Source organism: Sutcliffiella sp. NC1, from assembly GCF_027594365.1.
In the GTDB taxonomy this organism is placed as follows: Bacteria; Bacillota; Bacilli; order Bacillales; family Bacillaceae_I; genus Sutcliffiella; species Sutcliffiella cohnii.
On the sequence record NZ_CP115153.1, the window covers coordinates 4,121,306 to 4,138,050 of the forward strand.

The following is a 16,745-nucleotide window of genomic DNA, read 5'->3' on the forward strand; positions in this document are numbered from 1 at the left end:
TGAAAATACAACGTCTATCCATCACTACATGGAAAAAAGGGGGAGGGATATATTCCCTTCCCCCTTAACCACTCTTAATTATATATAAAGTGTATAGCAAATCACAATTGAATTGTGAAATATTATAGACCTTTAGAAGCGATGTAAGTAGCTAAATCGATTACTCGGTGAGAGTATCCGCTCTCGTTGTCATACCAAGAGATAACTTTAACCATGCTACCTTCCATAACCATTGTAGATAATGCATCGATTGTAGAAGAAGCTGGGTTACCATTGTAGTCACCAGATACTAGTGGCTCATCAGAGTAATCAAGGATTCCTTTTAAGTCACCTTCAGAAGCTGCTTTTAATGCTGCATTTACTTCTTCAGCAGTTACGTCTTTATCTAACTCCGCTACTAAGTCAACTAGTGATACGTTTGGAGTTGGAACACGCATTGCACCACCGTTTAGTTTACCTTTTAATTCAGGTAATACTAGAGATACCGCTTTAGCTGCACCAGTAGAAGTTGGGATAATGTTCTCTGCTGCTGCACGAGCACGACGGTAGTCTTTATGTGGTAAATCTAAAATTTGTTGGTCATTTGTGTAAGAGTGAACAGTTGTCATCATTCCACGTTTAATACCAAAGTTGTCGTTTAATACTTTTGCAAATGGAGCTAAACAGTTTGTAGTACAAGACGCATTAGAAATTACGTCATGGCTAGCTGCATCATATTTGTCATGGTTAACACCCATAACAATTGTAATATCTTCGTCAGTAGCAGGTGCAGAAATAATTACTTTTTTCGCTCCAGCTTCTAAATGTTTTGCAGCGTCTGCACGCTTAGTGAAGAAACCAGTAGATTCAACAACGATGTCTACTCCCATTTCTCCCCAAGTTAATTTTGCAGGGTCACGCTCAGCAGTAACTTTTACAGCTACTCCATCAACTACTAGGCTATCGCCATCTACTTTAACGTCCGCATCAAGTCTACCGTGTACGGAATCATATTTTAAAAGATGAGCAAGCATGTTAGCGTCTGTTAAATCGTTAACTGCTACTACTTCTACCTCAGAATTTTTTAAAGCTGCGCGGAATACGTTACGTCCGATACGACCAAATCCGTTAATACCAATTTTTACTGCCATGATTTTTCCTCCTTAGAATACTAAGAATTTTTTTATATAGTAGGTCTGTTTCAATATTTGTTAGTTGGACAAATACTAAAACGTTCCCTAATTAAGGGAGAGTCTCCCTAATTAGCTCTTTTGCTGCACCTTCATCTGTAATAAGGATGGTATGTGGTGCTTGTTTTAAATAAGCTCGAATGGCATTCGCTTTCGAAGCTCCTCCAGCGACCGCAATAACAGTTTCTATTTTTTCCAAATCTGCTAATTGCATTCCTACTGTTTGTACTCGATGGACTACTTCTCCATCACTATTGAAATAATAACCGAATGCTTCTGCAACAGCCTTGCATTGTTCGATCTTTTTCATATTTTCAGGAGCTGTTTTTCGGCGCATCGCCATCATTTTAGCGTCCCCAATACTATGAACAACCATACTACTATTTTTAATGAGTGCAAGCACTTCTTTAATAGATGGTTCCGCAATCATTGACTGATAAGCATCGTTACTTAATTCATCTGGTGTGTGAAGTAATCGGTACTGGCCTTTCGTTTTTTCGGCCATTGCTGCACAAATCGTATTAGCTTGATTTTGTACATTTTCGCCTAGCCCACCACGAGCTGGAACGAATAAAAGGTTTCGGTTTTTAGATTCAGGCGCCATCATTTCTGCAACTGCAGAAATCGTCGTACCTCCAGTTACCGCGATAATATTTTCTTCTTTTAAATAACGGTTCATACTGGCTACACACGCTCGACCCATCTCGTTTTTTACCCACGGGGAAGTATCACTATTTCCGGGTACGATGACAACTTGTCGAAGTTGTAGTTGGTTTTTAATTCCCTCTTCTAACACCTTTAAACCAGATACTTCTTTCATAAATTCTTCTAACTGCCTCATTAATATGGTACCTTCTTGCGTAAGTGTCATACCTGAAGTGCTTATGTTGAGTAAATCTTGTTTTTTCAAAAAATCTACTTCACTACGCAAAACACGCTCACTTAGTCCAAGGTTTGTAGAAAGTGATCTTCTACCAATGGGCTGCATTAATCGTATGTACCGAAGAATTTCGTATCTTTTCTGCATAACAGATAGAAGATCCGGTAATAATTTTTGTTGAATCTCTACAATATTTCTCATCAATAGCTTCCCCTTTTAGGTGTCGTTTTCCAATAGGGACTCATTTCGTCCCTGTGTGACATATTATGTCCCACCAGTTGTAAAAAAAAACACCTCGGCTACAATTTCTATTCTAACAGAGGTTAAAAGCTTATTCAACTAGGCATTAGCTGATTTTTTCAAGTAAGCGGTTTCTTATGTCAACTTTGTTAAAAATACCATATCCCAGCATATCGCCATCTACTTCCGCAACCGGAATCATAATTTGATATTTTTCTAGTAGCATGTCGTCTTTGTAAATATCTACTTCCTCAATCGAGAATTTTATTTCTTCTTGTAACTCTTCTAATATTTTTTTACCTTTATCGCATAGAGAACAATTTTCTTTCGAATAAAGTGTTACTTTCATTACGCTGTCACCTTTCTAATCGTATCTTTTTCGTTGTGAAGAAGATGGAATATGGAGCTGCTCTCGATATTTTGCCACCGTTCTTCTTGAGATATCTATACTATACTCTTTTTTTAGTAAGGTTGTCAGCTTTTGGTCGGAATATGGTTTTTGCTTATTCTCTTTTTCTATAATTGACTGCAGTACTCCCTTTACTTGCCGCGATGACTTTTCTTCATCAAGTGTCGTAACATACCCTTGTGAGAAAAAATACTTTAATTCGAACAATCCATACGGCGTTTGAACATATTTTTCTTTCGTTGCACGACTTACTGTAGACTCATGAACATCAAGTCGCTCGGCAATCACTCGTAATGTTAGCGGTTTCAAAAAAGACGGACCATTTACGAAAAAGGAATGTTGCAGGCGGACGATTTCTTCCATCACCCGGATTAATGTTTGTTTTCGATAGTCTAAGCTTCTAATTAACCAGTGACAGTGTTGGATTTTCTCTTGAATGTAACGTCCATCATCTCCGTTTAAATGATTAGCGTAAATTTCATTAATTTCAATTTGAGGAATTAATTCGTCGTTCAGCGAAACAATCCACTCATGATTAATTTCTGTCACATATAAATCAGGGATAATGTATTTCGCATGATCATTGGATCCATAACGTATACCTGGTTTAGGTTCAAGCGTCACAATTAAGTCGAAAACCTCTTGTATTTCTTTTAAAGAATACCCTGTTTGCTTAGACAATGTTTTCCACGCTTTTTCTGCAAATAGGTGAAAGTGTTCCTCGATAATTTCTTCTGCTACACGACTACGTTTCGGAAGTCTTGTTAATTGAAGTAAGATGCATTCTTGTAAGTTTCGAGCTCCTACTCCGGCAGGTTCTAACCCTTGGACTAGTTGTATTAACGTATCCACTGTATGTTCACTTACCTTCATTTGTTGCGCTATAAACGAAGTTGATTCTGTAAAATAACCGTTATCATCGAGATACGGTAATAATTTTTTAACATAATTTCGCTCTGTTTTCGTAATCTTTTTGTCTAATAGTATTTGTGTCTCGATATAATCTCGTATCGACTCTTTATCATATCCTACATTTTCAATTGTAAAATCGGAATCTGAATTTCCTTTTCTTTGCTGATAAGATGAAGCATATGTTTCTTGATTTTTTAACTCAAGCAGGGGGTTTTCTAACGCTTGCTCTTGCAGAAAAGGAATTAAATCCAAAGTTGAGTATTGTAGTAATGATATTGCTTGTCTTAACTCTTGTGTCATCGTTAATTTTAATGTTTGCGTTTGCACTAGTTGTAAATCATGTCTCATCTAACAGCCCTCCTCCCTACTATTCTATTTTACATGAGATTCGTCCGTTTTTGAATGTAAATTAATGGCGACTACATTTTGTTCGATCCGTACCTACCGCTTTATCGCTTCTATTATTATCAAATATACGTTTCCAAAGAGTTACTATGCCTTTAAACAAGAAAAAATCCCTATTTCATAATAGAAATAGAGATTTATTTTAGCGCGCTCGAAGGGACTTGAACCCCCGACAGACGTGGTACCGGAAACCACCGCTCTATCCGACTGAGCTACGAGCGCAAAATAAGAAGTGAATGAGATTTACCCACACTGATGTGCAAACAAAATCATTCGCTCACTAATTATAGGCTATTCGCGCTAATTTTTCAATATCTATGAAACAAACTGTACATAATCAACGTAAAAACCTGTATGTAAATGTTCAAACACACGGAAAATAACGTACCCAGATTCTTTCCCTTTGTTTGTTTCAAAAACATGATACGTAAAGTCCCCTTGTTTTTCTACCGTAAAGTCCGTTTCCGCTTTACCGCTAATGTTCGATTGGGACCACTTTTCTATATACTCATCTATTTTATGATCTTCAATTTTCACTTTTTCTTCTAGTAGTTCACGATCCCCATTAGCAAATGCAACCGTAACTTCTTGAACTAGTATTGCTCTTGTATCAACTTTCTCTTTTGCAGTTGAACTACAACCAGCAAAAAATAATGTTATGATGATTAAAATAAATATTTTTTTCAAATGGGTTCCCACCTTTATACGTCTAACTTCCATGTATAACTTAATCATACATTTCTAATTTTTACAATACGATATTAGGAAGGAAAAGTTTAATTTTATGTAGAATGGTTATGATGTAAGGGTAGAGAAAAAACATAGAGATTCACGAGGTTTTTCATTTGACCATTCTTGACCTTAGTTGTAGAATAAAGATACATAAGAAGAGGAAATGATTACCGCGTTTCTCTTTATTAATTTAGTTATCACTAATAAGAACATTTAAGGAGGAAAAGTGAGATGAACTTAATTCCTACAGTTATTGAACAAACAAGTCGTGGTGAGCGTGCATACGACATTTACTCTCGTCTATTAAAAGACCGCATTATTATTTTAGGAAGTCCAATTGATGATAACGTAGCAAACTCTATCGTTTCTCAATTACTTTTCTTAACTGCGGAAGATCCTGATAAAGATATTTCTTTATACATCAACTCTCCAGGTGGATCCATTACAGCTGGTATGGCAATTTATGATACGATGAATTTCATTAAGCCAGATGTAAGCACAATGTGTATCGGTATGGCTGCATCCATGGGTGCGTTCTTACTATCCGCTGGTGCGAAAGGTAAACGTTTCTGTTTACCGAACAGTGAAGTAATGATTCATCAACCACTAGGTGGAGCTCAAGGTCAGGCAACTGAAATTGAGATTGCTGCTAAGCGTATCCTTTTCTTACGTGAAAAGTTAAACCGCATTTTAGCTGACAACACTAGTCAACCGATGGAAGTAATCGAGCGTGACACAGAGCGTGACAACTTCATGACTGCTGACCGTGCGTTAGAGTATGGATTAATTGATAAAGTTATTAGAAATAATAACTAATGTTAGAGATAAGCGTGTCCCAATGTTGGTTGGGATGCGCTTTTTTACTTTTAAGAAGGGGGTTGCGAGGGAATAGATGTTCGTTGTGGCTTTATTTATGATGGTGGAGAGTTTATAGACGTAGTTGGGATGATAATTGATGCACTTGCCGACTTTTTTGACGTAGATAAAATGATAATTGACGCACTTCCCGACTTTTTTGACGCAGATAAAAAAATAATTGACGCACTTTCCGACTTTTTTGACGCAGATAAAAAGATAATTGACGCACTTCCCGACTTTTTTGACGCAGATAAAAAAATAATTGACGCACTTTCCGACTTTTTTGACGCAGATAAAAAGATAATTGACGCACTCGAGACTGAAACAACAAAAAACCGCCCACATTGTTAGGTGGAACGGTTTTCGTATTAACCTTCTTGTTGAACGTATTTTACTAGTGCTTCTAATGCTTCTGCTTCGTCGTTGCCATCAGCGATTAGTGTGATAGTCGCACCTGAGCCTACCGCTAAGCTCATAAGTCCCATAATGCTTTTTGCGTTTACTTTTTTACCTTCTTTTTCAAGAAACACGTCAGCTGAAAATTTGTTTGCTTCTTGTACGAATAACGCTGCCGGGCGTGCCTGTAATCCTGTTTTTAATTTTACTTCTACTTGTTTTTGTACCATCTTAATTCCTCCTTAAGTTCTCTCTATATATTTATACTTTTTCTCCTGAGCGTAGCTTTTCCGCTATTTCATCTATTTTTCTTAACCGATGGTTGATTCCAGATTTACTAATCGTACCGCTAGAGACCATTTCCCCAAGTTCTTTTAGTGTGACGTCTTGATACGTGACGCGTAGTTCGGCAATTTCTCTTAATTTATCTGGCAGTATTTGCAGTCCTACTGTTTGCTCGATAAATTTTATGTTTTCAACTTGTCTAATCGCTGCACCGATCGTTTTATTTAAGTTAGCTGTTTCACAATTTACGAGACGGTTTACCGAGTTACGCATATCGCGAACGATACGAATATCTTCAAACCTTAAAAGAGACTGGTGTGCACCAATAATGTTTAAAAACTCAGCTATTTTCTCTGCTTCTTTTAAATAGTTGATATATCCTTTTTTACGCTCTAACGTTTTACTGTTTAAGTGAAACATATTCATTAGGTCACATAATGATTCGTTATGCTCCTTGTACAGTGAAAATATTTCCAAGTGATACGAAGATGTTTCTGGATTGTTTACCGATCCACCTGCTAGAAATGCTCCGCGTAAATAAGAACGTTTACAACATTTCTTTTTTGTAATGTCTTCGGAAATTTCTCGAATGAACGTAAAACCGTCTTTCAAAATTTGAAGTTCCTCTAGTAAATAATGAGCTTGCTCCGAGTAACGAACGATATAAACGTTATTCTTTTTCAGTCTCATTTTTTTTCGAACTAGCAATTCAATGGACACATCATACAGTCTTTTTGTTAACGTATAAATGCGTCTTGCGATTGCTGCATTTTCAGTTTGAATATCTAATATTAACTTTTTATTGGAAAAAGATAAAGAGCCATTCATTCTTATGAGTGCGGATAGTTCTGCTTTTACACAACAATCTTTTATTTCTAACGTTGTTAGTTCTTTTTTCGTTTCTGATGCGTAAGACATCCCATAATCCCCCCATTATTATTTGTGGGGAAGCGATAAGGTATCCCTTACCTCTAACCACCTTCATTTACTCAAGTTACATCAATCATTGAATATAAAAGAGACGCCACTTTATCTGTATCATGGCGAATTACTCCATCTTCATAACGGATAAGGTTATCTTGAATGATTTCAAGGCCAATCGCTTGTAGCTTATCCTCATCCACTTCTACAGGTAGTGCTAACTCTTTCGTATAGCGTTCTTGCACGTTGGCTGGTATGTTTTCATTGTTAACAAGAATCGTATCAATAAAAGGCCGAGCCATATGGTCGTATAACGCTTGAACGTGATCACTTGCTTTATAAGATAATGTTTCTCCGGCTTGGGTCATCACATTACAAATGTACACCTTTTTTGCTTTCGCTTCACAAACGGCTTCTCCGATTTTCGGTACTAGCAAATTCGGTAAAATACTCGTATATAGGCTTCCAGGACCGATAATAATTAAGTCCGCACTGCTAATTTCTTCTAACGTTTCAGGAAGAGGCTCCACTTTTTCTGGTGATAAAAATACTCGTTTTACTTTCTTGCCGGAATACGGTATTTTCGATTCCCCCGAAACAATCGTACCATCCTCCATTTCAGCGTGAAGGACAACACTTTGGTTAGCTGCTGGAAGCACTTTACCACGTACATTTAATACTTTACTCATTTCACGAATGGCGGTTACAAAATCACCACGTATCGTTGTCATTGCAGCTAATAATAAATTGCCTAATGAATGCCCAGATAGTCCGTTTCCAGTATTAAATCGATGCTGAAAAAGGTCTTCGATTAACGGTTCCACTTCGGATAACGCTGCGAGTACATTTCGTACATCTCCCGGTGGTGGAATATCCAATTCATCCCTTAATCTTCCCGAACTTCCTCCATCGTCTGCAACGGTCACGACTGCTGTAATATCAATGTTGTATTTTTTCAATCCGCGTAATAAAACAGGTAACCCTGTACCGCCACCAATAATGACGACTTTTGGAAGTTTCGTCTCACTCATTAATGTCGTTCCTTTCTACGCTCGATATCGCGATGTGTCACGATTGTTTCGTAGTCTTCACCAAAATGCTTTGCGAAGTATTCTGCTAACGTGACAGATCGATGCTGGCCACCTGTACAACCAATTGCAACGACAAGTTGACTTTTTCCTTCACGTTTATAATAAGGAAGCATAAATGTTAATAAATCGGTTAACTTCTCGATGAACTTTTGTGTTTCTGTCCATTTTAGCACATAAGAGGATACTTCTTCATCTAATCCAGTCATTGGCCTCATATGATCGATGTAATGAGGGTTCGGTAAAAAACGCACATCAAACACTAAGTCCGCATCAATTGGGATCCCGTATTTAAACCCAAAAGATAGTACGTTTACTTTAAACGTATGTTTTGAATGCGTTGCGAATTGATGGAGGATTTTTTCGCGTAGCTCTCGTGGTTTTAAATCGGTAGTATCGAGTATAAGTTGAGCGCGACCTTTCAGTTCTTCTAACAGCTCACGTTCATGCTGAATACCTTCAAGCGGTAACCCCGTTTTTGCAAGTGGATGTGATCGTCTCGTTTCTTTATATCTACTAACGAGGGCAGAATCTTTCGCATCTAAAAATAAAATATGCGGTGTTACCCAAGAAATTTCAGACATATCGTCTAACGCTTCGAATAAACTATCGAAAAATTCACGACCTCGTAAATCCATTCCGAGCGCAACTTTATTCATTTTACTTCCCGTATCTTCCATTAGCTCTAAAAATTTAGGAAGAAGGGATGGTGGTAAATTGTCGACACAGAAAAAACCTAAATCTTCTAAGCTTTGGATCGCTACTGTTTTCCCTGCTCCACTCATGCCGGTAATGATGACTAGTTGGATATCACTACTAGAACCTGTGCTCATCATAATTCCTCCCTATAAGAAATACTTGTAGCATTTTTGACTCATGCCATTAGTTTGGATCTAAACGGTAAGACAATAGCTCAAAATCGGAAGTATACGTAAACGTTCCGTAAATCATTCCTGTACCATTAATTAAATAGTCTAATATATGATAATCGCCAGGCGCCATTGGAAGCTCACTTACTGCTTCTACATCGTGCCATTCGATTTTACCTTCTTCAGATTGTTGTACGTTTTTTCCGTCATATTCTGTTGCTAAAAAGGAAAACATCATCCATTCCGAAACTATTTTATCTTCCTCTTTATCTTTCATAATAAAGGTAAAAACACCTTTTAAATTCGGATTTTTTAAATATATTCCGGTCTCTTCACGGTACTCACGGACAACAGAATCTTTGACCGATTCCTCTAGCTCCATTTTACCGCCTGGTGCCACCCACCAACCACGTCTCGGCTTTTGTAAAAGTAACACCTTATCATTTGATAATAAAATACAGTTCGTTACTCTTTGCATCTTTTCACCTCGAATTATACACTTATGTTCATTTTATCCTACCGTGAACAGTGTATTACTTTTATTTTACTGTATATATAAAAAAGAAAACACCGTAAAAATCTACAAAATATCGAATTATATCTATTTAGTATATCCTTTCTTTATGTATTGGACAATTAATATTGTTAGCTTCTCTATTAAGAGGATTTCTAGTATATTATTTTCAGAAAATTTAATTATATATACTCAAAAAAAGACACAGGTAAAAGGGAACCTGTGCCAAAAAAATTTATTAAAAGGGGGTCAATTACTACCTTTATAATAAACGATTATTGTTTCAATGCTGTTACAGCATCATTAAAGGGAAGTTACTTTTTCGTTAACAGACAGCCTGACAAATTTTACATATTAATCTTATATAACAATATTATTTCGCTTCCGCTTTTAACTCTTCTAACAGCTCTTCCACATAATGTTGGGCAGCTTGGGCAGCAATACTACCGTCACCTGTAGCTGTTACAATTTGACGTAGTGATTTTTCACGAATGTCCCCTGCCGCAAAAATGCCAGGCACTCTCGTTTCCATGTTATCATTTGTTTCGATATATCCCATTTCATTCGTAATGCCAAGACCGTTAAACGGCTTCGATAGTGGAAGCATTCCGATATATACGAATACACCGTCCGCTTTAAAGTCTTTTTCTTCTCCGTTTTCTGTACTTACTAACGTTACAGAGCCAACTTTTCCATCTTTTTCGTTAATTTCTTTCACTGTATGGTTCCAAATGAAATCAATCTTTTCATTATCAAACGCACGTTGTTGAAGAATTTTTTGGGCACGTAATTGGTCACGACGGTGAACGATTGTTACTTTTGAAGCAAAGCGTGTTAAGTATACACCTTCCTCAACTGCTGAGTCTCCCCCACCAATAACGACAAGCTCTCTTTCTTTAAAGAATGCTCCATCACATACTGCACAGTAAGATACACCGCGGCCACCAAGTTCTTTTTCTCCAGGTATGCCAAGCTTTTTATATTCCGCTCCGCTTGAAATAATAATCGATCGGCCTTTATATTCTTTACTTCCAGCTTTTACTGTTTTATATTCTTTTCCGTCTACTACTTCTTTTACATCTCCGTACGCATATTCTGCGCCGAATTTTTTCGCATGATCAAACATTTTTGTAGAAAGTTCAGGTCCTAAAATATGGTCAAATCCAGGATAGTTTTCCACTTCCTCTGTGTTTGCCATTTGTCCTCCTGGAACTCCACGCTCTATCATTAAAGTGCTTAAATTTGCACGGGACGTATATACCGCTGCTGTCATTCCTGCAGGACCAGCCCCGATAATAATCACATCATAAATTTTTTCTTCAGACATGTTTGTCACTCCTTAGCCGACAATAATTATAATAAGTTCTTTTAAAAGTATTCCCTAATACTATCGTATAAAACACGTTCGATTTCGTCCATCTTTTTGCTTGTATACTTGTAAATTTCACGTGAATTGTAACATATGCCAAAAACCTTCTTTCTATTTTTTTAAGAAAGAAGGCTTTGAATAACTTTTATATGTTTTCTTAATGTACTTACCGAAACACCGTATCGGTTTGCAAGCGAAGTTTGGGTTATTTTCATCCCTTGGGTGATCGTATAAACGTACGTAAAAGCACTTGCCCAAGCATCAACATTTTTAATTTCCATGTTCGCTTCCACTGTTTTTACGAATAAGGCAAACCATTCCTTTACAGCACTCATATCCATCTGTTCGTTTAACTGCAGCGCAACTTTATAGCTGTTTTGGATGGACAGTGGCAAATGCTGTTGGTGAAGAAAAGCATACGTCGCAAAATCGCGAACTAGTGGGGTCATTCCACCTTGTTGCAATTGTTCCTTTATATCAACATTTTTCTGTAAGCTAACTTCAAAAGTGTTGAATAGCTGCAATGCTTCATCCTCTATTTTCTTTCCATCTTGTTCCCAAGGAGCAGAACCGTATTTACTCGGATTACTTTCAAGCACTTTCTCCCACGCTTGATAAGCAATATTTTCATTTCCGGTATGGTATGCAGCAAAGCTTAACCAGTAATAATACGTTCCATCACCTTGAAATCCAGTGCGTTGTAAGGAACGAAGCCAGTTGTAAGCTAAATCGTAACGACCAACCATCCCGAACGTTGCCCCTAGCTTGTAACGATGCTCAATTAAAATTGGGTTTACCTTTTCTAACTGGTCAATTAAGTTTTTTACTTTTTTAAACTTTCCTTCGTAGTAATAAAACACAACGAGGTTACAAAGAGCATGAAGATTTCCTTCGTTCTTTTCTAAAACATCATACGAAACTTCCATCGCCTTTTGAACATTTCCTTGATAAAAGTAAGCAAGCGATAAATTGTTATATCCCGACCAAAATTGCGGATACTCGTCTATCATTTCTAAAAGAAGATCAATTGCTTCCTCCAATTTTCCTTCCTCTAGCAACGCACGAGCATCTTCTTGCATGACAATTAACTGATCCTGAGTTGTACCAGTTGTCTCATCTTCATCCGCATCAATTTCTAAAAGTTCTAGTAAATCTTCCGCCTCTTCTACGAACTCTCCATCAGGTTCATACGTTAAATACTCTTCAACGTGCTTTTTCGCTTCTTGGAAAAGTCCGATAAAGGCATAGTTGTTTGCTAGGAAGTAATGGCAATCATACATTGTTGGCTCAAGTTCTTCTAAAATTTGCTCAAAGTATTCGTTAGAACGTTGATAGTCTCCTAACTCCATTAGTACAATTGCGTATTGAGAAATAATATTCGCATCACTTGGCTTCATCTGAGTTGCACGTTGTAACCATTTTCTTGCTTTATATAAATCACGCTTACGGTATGCGTGTAAACCTTTTTCAAAATAAAAATCACCATTTTGGGCAAATGGGATAATCTTCGCTTCTTTTTTCACATTAGAGTATTTTCCCAATTAAGTACCCTCCGTCTTTCAATCTTCCTCAACCTACGTAGTATAACATACGAATGCTTATTCGGAACAGATGAAGTTTAAGGAATAAATGTTTACGGAGGGTGTTAGATGGAAAAAAAGGGATTTTTCGCAAAAAAGGAGGATTTTCAGCATAAATAAATTGAATTTCCGCATAACGCATATTTTTCCGCAAAAGCTCGATTGATATAAAAAAATGCTAGGCACATGCTTAGCATTTTATCAAAATATCTATTATTTTTTATGTCGCTCGTTTAGTACAGCTAACACTTCATTCAGTGACACGTCTTGCTCGCGTAATAATACGAGTGTGTGGTATAGAAGGTCGGCTGTTTCCCATTTCAATTCTTCTCGATCACGATTTTTCGCTGCGATAATGACTTCCGCTGCTTCTTCGCCGACTTTTTTTAGGATTTTATCGACACCTTTTTCAAAAAGGTACGTTGTATACGCCCCTTCCGGCATTTCTTGTTGGCGTTCTTTAATCGTATTTTCTAGTTCTCGTAAAATAGCTAGACTACCAGGTGGTTTTTCGTTTGCCACGACTACTTCATTAAAGCATGTCGTTTCTCCTGTATGACACGCTGGGCCTGCTGGTTCTACTAAAACAACGATCGCGTCACGGTCACAGTCTAGTTTAAGCTCAACTACTTTTTGCGTATTTCCGCTCGTCGCTCCTTTATGCCAAAGCTCCTCGCGAGAACGACTCCAAAACCACGTTTCTTTCGTTTCTAACGTTTTTTGTAACGACTCTTCATTCATATAAGCGAGGGTTAAAACTTCTTTCGATTGTGCGTCTTGTACAATTGCCGGAACCAGTCCTGCACTGTCCCATTTTATATTTTCTATCATCGAACTGCCACTCCTCGCGCTTTTAAGTATGATTTAACTTCTGCAACTGATGTTTCTTTATAGTGAAAAATGGAAGCCGCTAGTGCTGCGTCGGCCTTTCCTTCTTCAAAAGCATCGTAAAAATGATCTGCTTTCCCCGCACCACCTGAAGCGATAACCGGAACGGATACAACGGAGCTGACTGCTTTTGTTAACGCGAGGTTAAAACCGCTTTTCTCTCCGTCACTATCCATACTCGTTAACAAAATTTCCCCAGCGCCTCGGCAAACTGCTTCTTTCGCCCAAGCCGTTACTTCCCAGTCGGTTGCATTTCTCCCACCGTGCGTAAAAACTCGCCATGAACCTAATTCCTCATCGTATTTTGCATCAATAGCAACGACGATACATTGGGAGCCAAAGTAGTTCGCTCCTTCTGTAATAACCTCTGGATTAAGTAGCGCCGCTGTGTTTAAGGACACTTTATCTGCACCAGCACGTAAAATACGTTTCATATCTTCTAAACTATTAATACCGCCACCGACCGTGAACGGAATGGCAAGTGTCGCCGCCACGTTCCGGACAACATCAACCATCGTTTGTCTCCCTTCATGGGAAGCAGAAATATCTAAAAAGACGAGTTCATCTGCGCCTTCACGATCATAAAAGGTTGCCAGTTCAACCGGGTCTCCAGCATCTCGTAACCCAACAAATTGAATACCTTTTACGACACGACCGTCTTTTACATCTAAACATGGAATAATTCGTTTCGTTAACATCATTGACCACTAACCTTTTCTAATGCAGCTTTTAATTCGACTCTACCGGTGTAAATCGCTTTTCCAACAATTGCGCCAGAAACCCCTTCACTTTCGAACTGTTGGAGCTTTTGCAAGTCTTCTAGTGAGCTAACTCCACCTGAGGCAATAACGCTTTTTCCGGTAACCTTTGCTAACTCCAAAATAGCATCAACATTCGGTCCAGATAACATCCCATCTGTCGCAATGTCAGTGAAAATAAACGTTTCCGCTCCAGCTTCGGCTAACTTTACACCAAGTTCTGTTGCTTTTAGTGTAGAAGTTGTAGTCCAGCCTTCTGTTGCGACAAAGCCATCTTTCGCATCGATGCCAATGACGATTTTTTCCTTATACTTTTGCAACATCTCTTTTACAAAAGCGGGATTATTTATCGCCGCACTTCCTAAAATGACACGGTCCACTCCTTGAGATAAATAGTGTTCCACTACTTGCTCTGTGCGGATGCCACCACCAATTTGAACTTTGACTGGCAAATCACGAGCAACTTGAAGAACGAACTCATCATTAACAGGCTCTTGCGCTTTCGCACCATCGAGGTCAACCATATGAATCCATGCTGCTCCACTTTCCGCGAATGTTTTTGCCATTTGAAAAGGCGAATCACCGTACACTGTTTCTTTCTCATAATCCCCTTGAAGAAGTCGAACGCATTTGCCGCCTCTCATATCGATTGCTGGAAAAATCGTAAAACTCATACTCGAACCCCCTCTACTAGTTGCGTATTGTCAAAACTTTATATAGAAATAGGTTATTAAATCCTATATTAGAGGGCTTTATAAGCAAAAAAATTGCCACCCCCTGATTTCTGTAGATAATTGAGGTTACCACACACCCAATTCCAGAAAAGGAAGTGACAATTTGTACCCTCAAATTATAACCTATTTATTAACTTTTATAAACTATCAAGAACAAATTATTCGAACTTTGCTCACTCTATTGATTGGAAAAAGCATGTTCGATAAACCAAAAGAAGCTCCTGTTAATCAGCCTTATCGAAAGCTTCAAATTGATGATTTACCTATCATTGAAAAACCTAAAATGCTCAATTATCAACTTTTATTAGCGGAACACCTTCATTCCAAAGGGAAACCGTTAAAACCAGTACAGCGTCGATCGAATTCTACACCTGTACCGTCTACATTATGTTGTCCGAAGTGTGGTGCTCCTTCTGCGTATCTGTACGCAAACAACGGAGGAAAAGGACAATATCAATGTAAGGTGTGTGCGTGTGTTTTCAATAAAAAGAGTCGTTATCAGAAAGAGGCCATCCTTAAGTGTCCTCACTGTCTTAAAACGCTAGAAAAAATTAAAGAACGAAAAGATTTTCACGTGTTTAAGTGTAAAAATGATCGTTGTTCTTATTATCAAAAGAACTTGAATGCCATGACTAAAAAAGAGAAAAAACAGTTTAAAGAAGATCCACAATCGCTGAAAGTTCGCTACATTTACCGGAAGTTCCACATCGACTATCAACCGTTATCCAAACAATCACCAAAGCAGCCAAAAGTCGATTTATCAAGATTGTATGTTTCACCGCATACACTTGGGCTCATCTTGACGTACCATGTCAATTACGGATTATCGGCCCGTAAAACGGCAGCGATCATGAAGGATATTCACGGCGTGTCTGTCTCCCATCAAAGTATCCTAAACTACGAAAACAGCGTCGCATTATGGCTCAAGCCTTATATTGACTACTTTCCGTATGAGCTGTCGGATCAATTCTGTGGGGATGAAACGTACATCCGGGTCAACGGTCGTTGGCATTATCTGTTTTTCTTTTTTGATGCGGTCAAGAAAGTCATTCTTTCGTATCCAGTGTCACCAAATCGCGACACCGCAACAGCAATACGAGCGATTGATGAAGTACTAGTGAAGCTGAAAGAAATACCCGAAAACCTACAATTTGTAGTAGATGGTAACCCTATTTACTTGTTGGCACAGCATTTCTTCGCAGAAAACCACATATCGTTTGACGTAAAACAGGTCATCGGGCTAACAAATGAAGATGATGTCTCCAGAGAGTATCGACCTCTCAAGCAAATCATCGAGAGACTAAATCGCACGTTTAAAGGAAATTATCGATCGACACACGGCTTTGGTTCTGAACAAGGTTCTGTTTCTTTTGTGACATTGTTTGTGGCTTACTTTAACTTCTTGCGCCCACATTCTTCACTTGAAGGTAAAGTGCCAGTAACAATTCCAGAATTAGAAAAGCTACCAACCATGCCAGCGAGATGGACAGCCCTTATTGGATTAGCCCAGGACTGGATTCAACAACAGTCAGCCTAACTTTTGTTTAGCTGAGCCCTATTCAGCTATCGGCGAAGCGAACTCTTGACAAACCGAACTTACCAATGGTTTAAAATGGAAAGAGTCAAGGGTTTATTTAGCATGCCTTCTTTTGTTCCCTTCGCCCTTGATTGACCTCCGAATAAACCATTGGTGTGTTTGTCAAGAGCGATAGCGAGCAATTCCACCTAATAAATGGTA

General features: G+C 38.2%; 18 protein-coding genes and 1 tRNA gene. 3 read left to right on the forward strand and 16 right to left on the reverse strand.

Annotated elements, in window-relative coordinates:
• Positions 1–122 precede the first annotated feature (122 nt).
• From gap to O1A01_RS21555, 6 genes are all read right to left on the reverse strand, one after another.
• Complete coding sequence (gene gap, locus O1A01_RS21530) at positions 123–1,130, reverse strand: type I glyceraldehyde-3-phosphate dehydrogenase (protein ID WP_066419539.1); 1,008 nt, start codon at positions 1,128–1,130, stop codon at positions 123–125.
• Between the two features lie 91 nt (positions 1,131–1,221).
• Positions 1,222–2,250, reverse strand: a complete 1,029-nt coding sequence (locus O1A01_RS21535) for a sugar-binding transcriptional regulator (RefSeq protein ID WP_066419537.1) — start codon at positions 2,248–2,250, stop codon at positions 1,222–1,224.
• A gap of 145 nt (positions 2,251–2,395) precedes the next feature.
• Entirely contained in the window at positions 2,396–2,638 is a 243-nt protein-coding gene (locus O1A01_RS21540) for a glutaredoxin family protein (RefSeq protein ID WP_066419532.1), read from the reverse strand.
• 15 nt (positions 2,639–2,653) lie between these two features.
• Complete coding sequence (rpoN, locus tag O1A01_RS21545) at positions 2,654–3,958, reverse strand: RNA polymerase factor sigma-54 (protein WP_270064935.1); 1,305 nt, start codon at positions 3,956–3,958, stop codon at positions 2,654–2,656.
• Between the two features lie 203 nt (positions 3,959–4,161).
• Positions 4,162–4,237 (reverse strand) — tRNA-Arg (locus O1A01_RS21550).
• A gap of 93 nt (positions 4,238–4,330) precedes the next feature.
• Positions 4,331–4,702 (reverse strand): hypothetical protein, encoded by a 372-nt coding sequence (locus tag O1A01_RS21555; RefSeq protein ID WP_270064936.1) that lies wholly within the window; start codon positions 4,700–4,702, stop codon positions 4,331–4,333.
• A 276-nt stretch (positions 4,703–4,978) separates the two neighbouring features.
• On the opposite strand from O1A01_RS21555, the gene clpP reads away from it, so the two are divergent.
• Entirely contained in the window at positions 4,979–5,563 is a 585-nt protein-coding gene (gene clpP, locus O1A01_RS21560; RefSeq protein ID WP_270064937.1) for an ATP-dependent Clp endopeptidase proteolytic subunit ClpP, read from the forward strand.
• Positions 5,564–5,692: 129 nt separating this feature from the next.
• On the forward strand, positions 5,693–5,956 hold the full coding sequence (locus tag O1A01_RS21565; RefSeq protein ID WP_094366183.1) for a hypothetical protein: 264 nt from the start codon (positions 5,693–5,695) through the stop codon (positions 5,954–5,956).
• A gap of 17 nt (positions 5,957–5,973) precedes the next feature.
• On the opposite strand, the gene O1A01_RS21570 is transcribed toward O1A01_RS21565, so the two are convergent.
• From O1A01_RS21570 to hisA, 10 genes are all read right to left on the reverse strand, one after another.
• Positions 5,974–6,231 carry an HPr family phosphocarrier protein gene (locus O1A01_RS21570; RefSeq protein WP_066420749.1) on the reverse strand — a complete coding sequence of 86 codons (258 nt, stop codon included), beginning with the start codon at positions 6,229–6,231 and terminating at the stop codon, positions 5,974–5,976.
• Positions 6,232–6,262: 31 nt separating this feature from the next.
• Complete coding sequence (gene whiA / locus O1A01_RS21575; protein WP_066420750.1) at positions 6,263–7,204, reverse strand: DNA-binding protein WhiA; 942 nt, start codon at positions 7,202–7,204, stop codon at positions 6,263–6,265.
• 71 nt (positions 7,205–7,275) lie between these two features.
• Positions 7,276–8,238, reverse strand: coding sequence for a gluconeogenesis factor YvcK family protein (locus tag O1A01_RS21580; RefSeq protein WP_066420752.1), 963 nt, complete (start codon positions 8,236–8,238; stop codon positions 7,276–7,278).
• A complete protein-coding gene (gene rapZ, locus O1A01_RS21585; RefSeq protein ID WP_066420754.1) occupies positions 8,238–9,128 on the reverse strand; it encodes an RNase adapter RapZ in 891 nt (296 codons plus the stop codon). The genes O1A01_RS21580 and rapZ overlap by 1 nt, the downstream gene beginning before the upstream one ends.
• Positions 9,129–9,177: 49 nt before the next feature.
• On the reverse strand, positions 9,178–9,642 hold the full coding sequence (locus O1A01_RS21590; RefSeq protein ID WP_066420758.1) for an 8-oxo-dGTP diphosphatase: 465 nt from the start codon (positions 9,640–9,642) through the stop codon (positions 9,178–9,180).
• 409 nt (positions 9,643–10,051) lie between these two features.
• Positions 10,052–11,005, reverse strand: a complete 954-nt coding sequence (trxB, locus tag O1A01_RS21595; RefSeq protein WP_066420761.1) for a thioredoxin-disulfide reductase — start codon at positions 11,003–11,005, stop codon at positions 10,052–10,054.
• Positions 11,006–11,166: 161 nt separating this feature from the next.
• Positions 11,167–12,588, reverse strand: a complete 1,422-nt coding sequence (locus O1A01_RS21600; RefSeq protein ID WP_270064938.1) for a tetratricopeptide repeat protein — start codon at positions 12,586–12,588, stop codon at positions 11,167–11,169.
• Positions 12,589–12,840: 252 nt separating this feature from the next.
• The gene (gene hisIE / locus O1A01_RS21605; RefSeq protein WP_270064939.1) at positions 12,841–13,458 is read right to left on the reverse strand and encodes a bifunctional phosphoribosyl-AMP cyclohydrolase/phosphoribosyl-ATP diphosphatase HisIE; all 618 of its coding nucleotides are present in this window, start codon (positions 13,456–13,458) and stop codon (positions 12,841–12,843) included.
• Positions 13,455–14,213, reverse strand: a complete 759-nt coding sequence (hisF, locus tag O1A01_RS21610) for an imidazole glycerol phosphate synthase subunit HisF (protein WP_270066447.1) — start codon at positions 14,211–14,213, stop codon at positions 13,455–13,457. The genes hisIE and hisF overlap by 4 nt, the downstream gene beginning before the upstream one ends.
• Positions 14,213–14,947, reverse strand: coding sequence for a 1-(5-phosphoribosyl)-5-[(5-phosphoribosylamino)methylideneamino]imidazole-4-carboxamide isomerase (gene hisA / locus O1A01_RS21615; protein ID WP_270064940.1), 735 nt, complete (start codon positions 14,945–14,947; stop codon positions 14,213–14,215). The genes hisF and hisA overlap by 1 nt, the downstream gene beginning before the upstream one ends.
• A 163-nt stretch (positions 14,948–15,110) precedes the next feature.
• On the opposite strand from hisA, the gene O1A01_RS21620 reads away from it, so the two are divergent.
• Complete coding sequence (locus tag O1A01_RS21620; RefSeq protein WP_270064909.1) at positions 15,111–16,544, forward strand: DDE-type integrase/transposase/recombinase; 1,434 nt, start codon at positions 15,111–15,113, stop codon at positions 16,542–16,544.
• Positions 16,545–16,745: the final 201 nt, after the last annotated feature.

What these genes read in the sequence shown, in the direction of transcription:
- gap (WP_066419539.1), bottom strand. Translation starts at nt 1,130, where the DNA reads ATGGCAGTAAAAATTGGTATTAACGGATTTGGTCGTATCGGACGTAAC.
- O1A01_RS21535 (WP_066419537.1), bottom strand. Translation starts at nt 2,250, where the DNA reads ATGAGAAATATTGTAGAGATTCAACAAAAATTATTACCGGATCTTCTA.
- O1A01_RS21540 (WP_066419532.1), bottom strand. Translation starts at nt 2,638, where the DNA reads ATGAAAGTAACACTTTATTCGAAAGAAAATTGTTCTCTATGCGATAAA.
- rpoN (WP_270064935.1), bottom strand. Translation starts at nt 3,958, where the DNA reads ATGAGACATGATTTACAACTAGTGCAAACGCAAACATTAAAATTAACG.
- clpP (WP_270064937.1), top strand. Translation starts at nt 4,979, where the DNA reads ATGAACTTAATTCCTACAGTTATTGAACAAACAAGTCGTGGTGAGCGT.
- O1A01_RS21565 (WP_094366183.1), top strand. Translation starts at nt 5,693, where the DNA reads ATGATAATTGATGCACTTGCCGACTTTTTTGACGTAGATAAAATGATA.
- O1A01_RS21570 (WP_066420749.1), bottom strand. Translation starts at nt 6,231, where the DNA reads ATGGTACAAAAACAAGTAGAAGTAAAATTAAAAACAGGATTACAGGCA.
- whiA (WP_066420750.1), bottom strand. Translation starts at nt 7,204, where the DNA reads ATGTCTTACGCATCAGAAACGAAAAAAGAACTAACAACGTTAGAAATA.
- O1A01_RS21580 (WP_066420752.1), bottom strand. Translation starts at nt 8,238, where the DNA reads ATGAGTGAGACGAAACTTCCAAAAGTCGTCATTATTGGTGGCGGTACA.
- rapZ (WP_066420754.1), bottom strand. Translation starts at nt 9,128, where the DNA reads ATGAGCACAGGTTCTAGTAGTGATATCCAACTAGTCATCATTACCGGC.
- O1A01_RS21590 (WP_066420758.1), bottom strand. Translation starts at nt 9,642, where the DNA reads ATGCAAAGAGTAACGAACTGTATTTTATTATCAAATGATAAGGTGTTA.
- trxB (WP_066420761.1), bottom strand. Translation starts at nt 11,005, where the DNA reads ATGTCTGAAGAAAAAATTTATGATGTGATTATTATCGGGGCTGGTCCT.
- hisIE (WP_270064939.1), bottom strand. Translation starts at nt 13,458, where the DNA reads ATGATAGAAAATATAAAATGGGACAGTGCAGGACTGGTTCCGGCAATT.
- hisF (WP_270066447.1), bottom strand. Translation starts at nt 14,213, where the DNA reads ATGTTAACGAAACGAATTATTCCATGTTTAGATGTAAAAGACGGTCGT.
- hisA (WP_270064940.1), bottom strand. Translation starts at nt 14,947, where the DNA reads ATGAGTTTTACGATTTTTCCAGCAATCGATATGAGAGGCGGCAAATGC.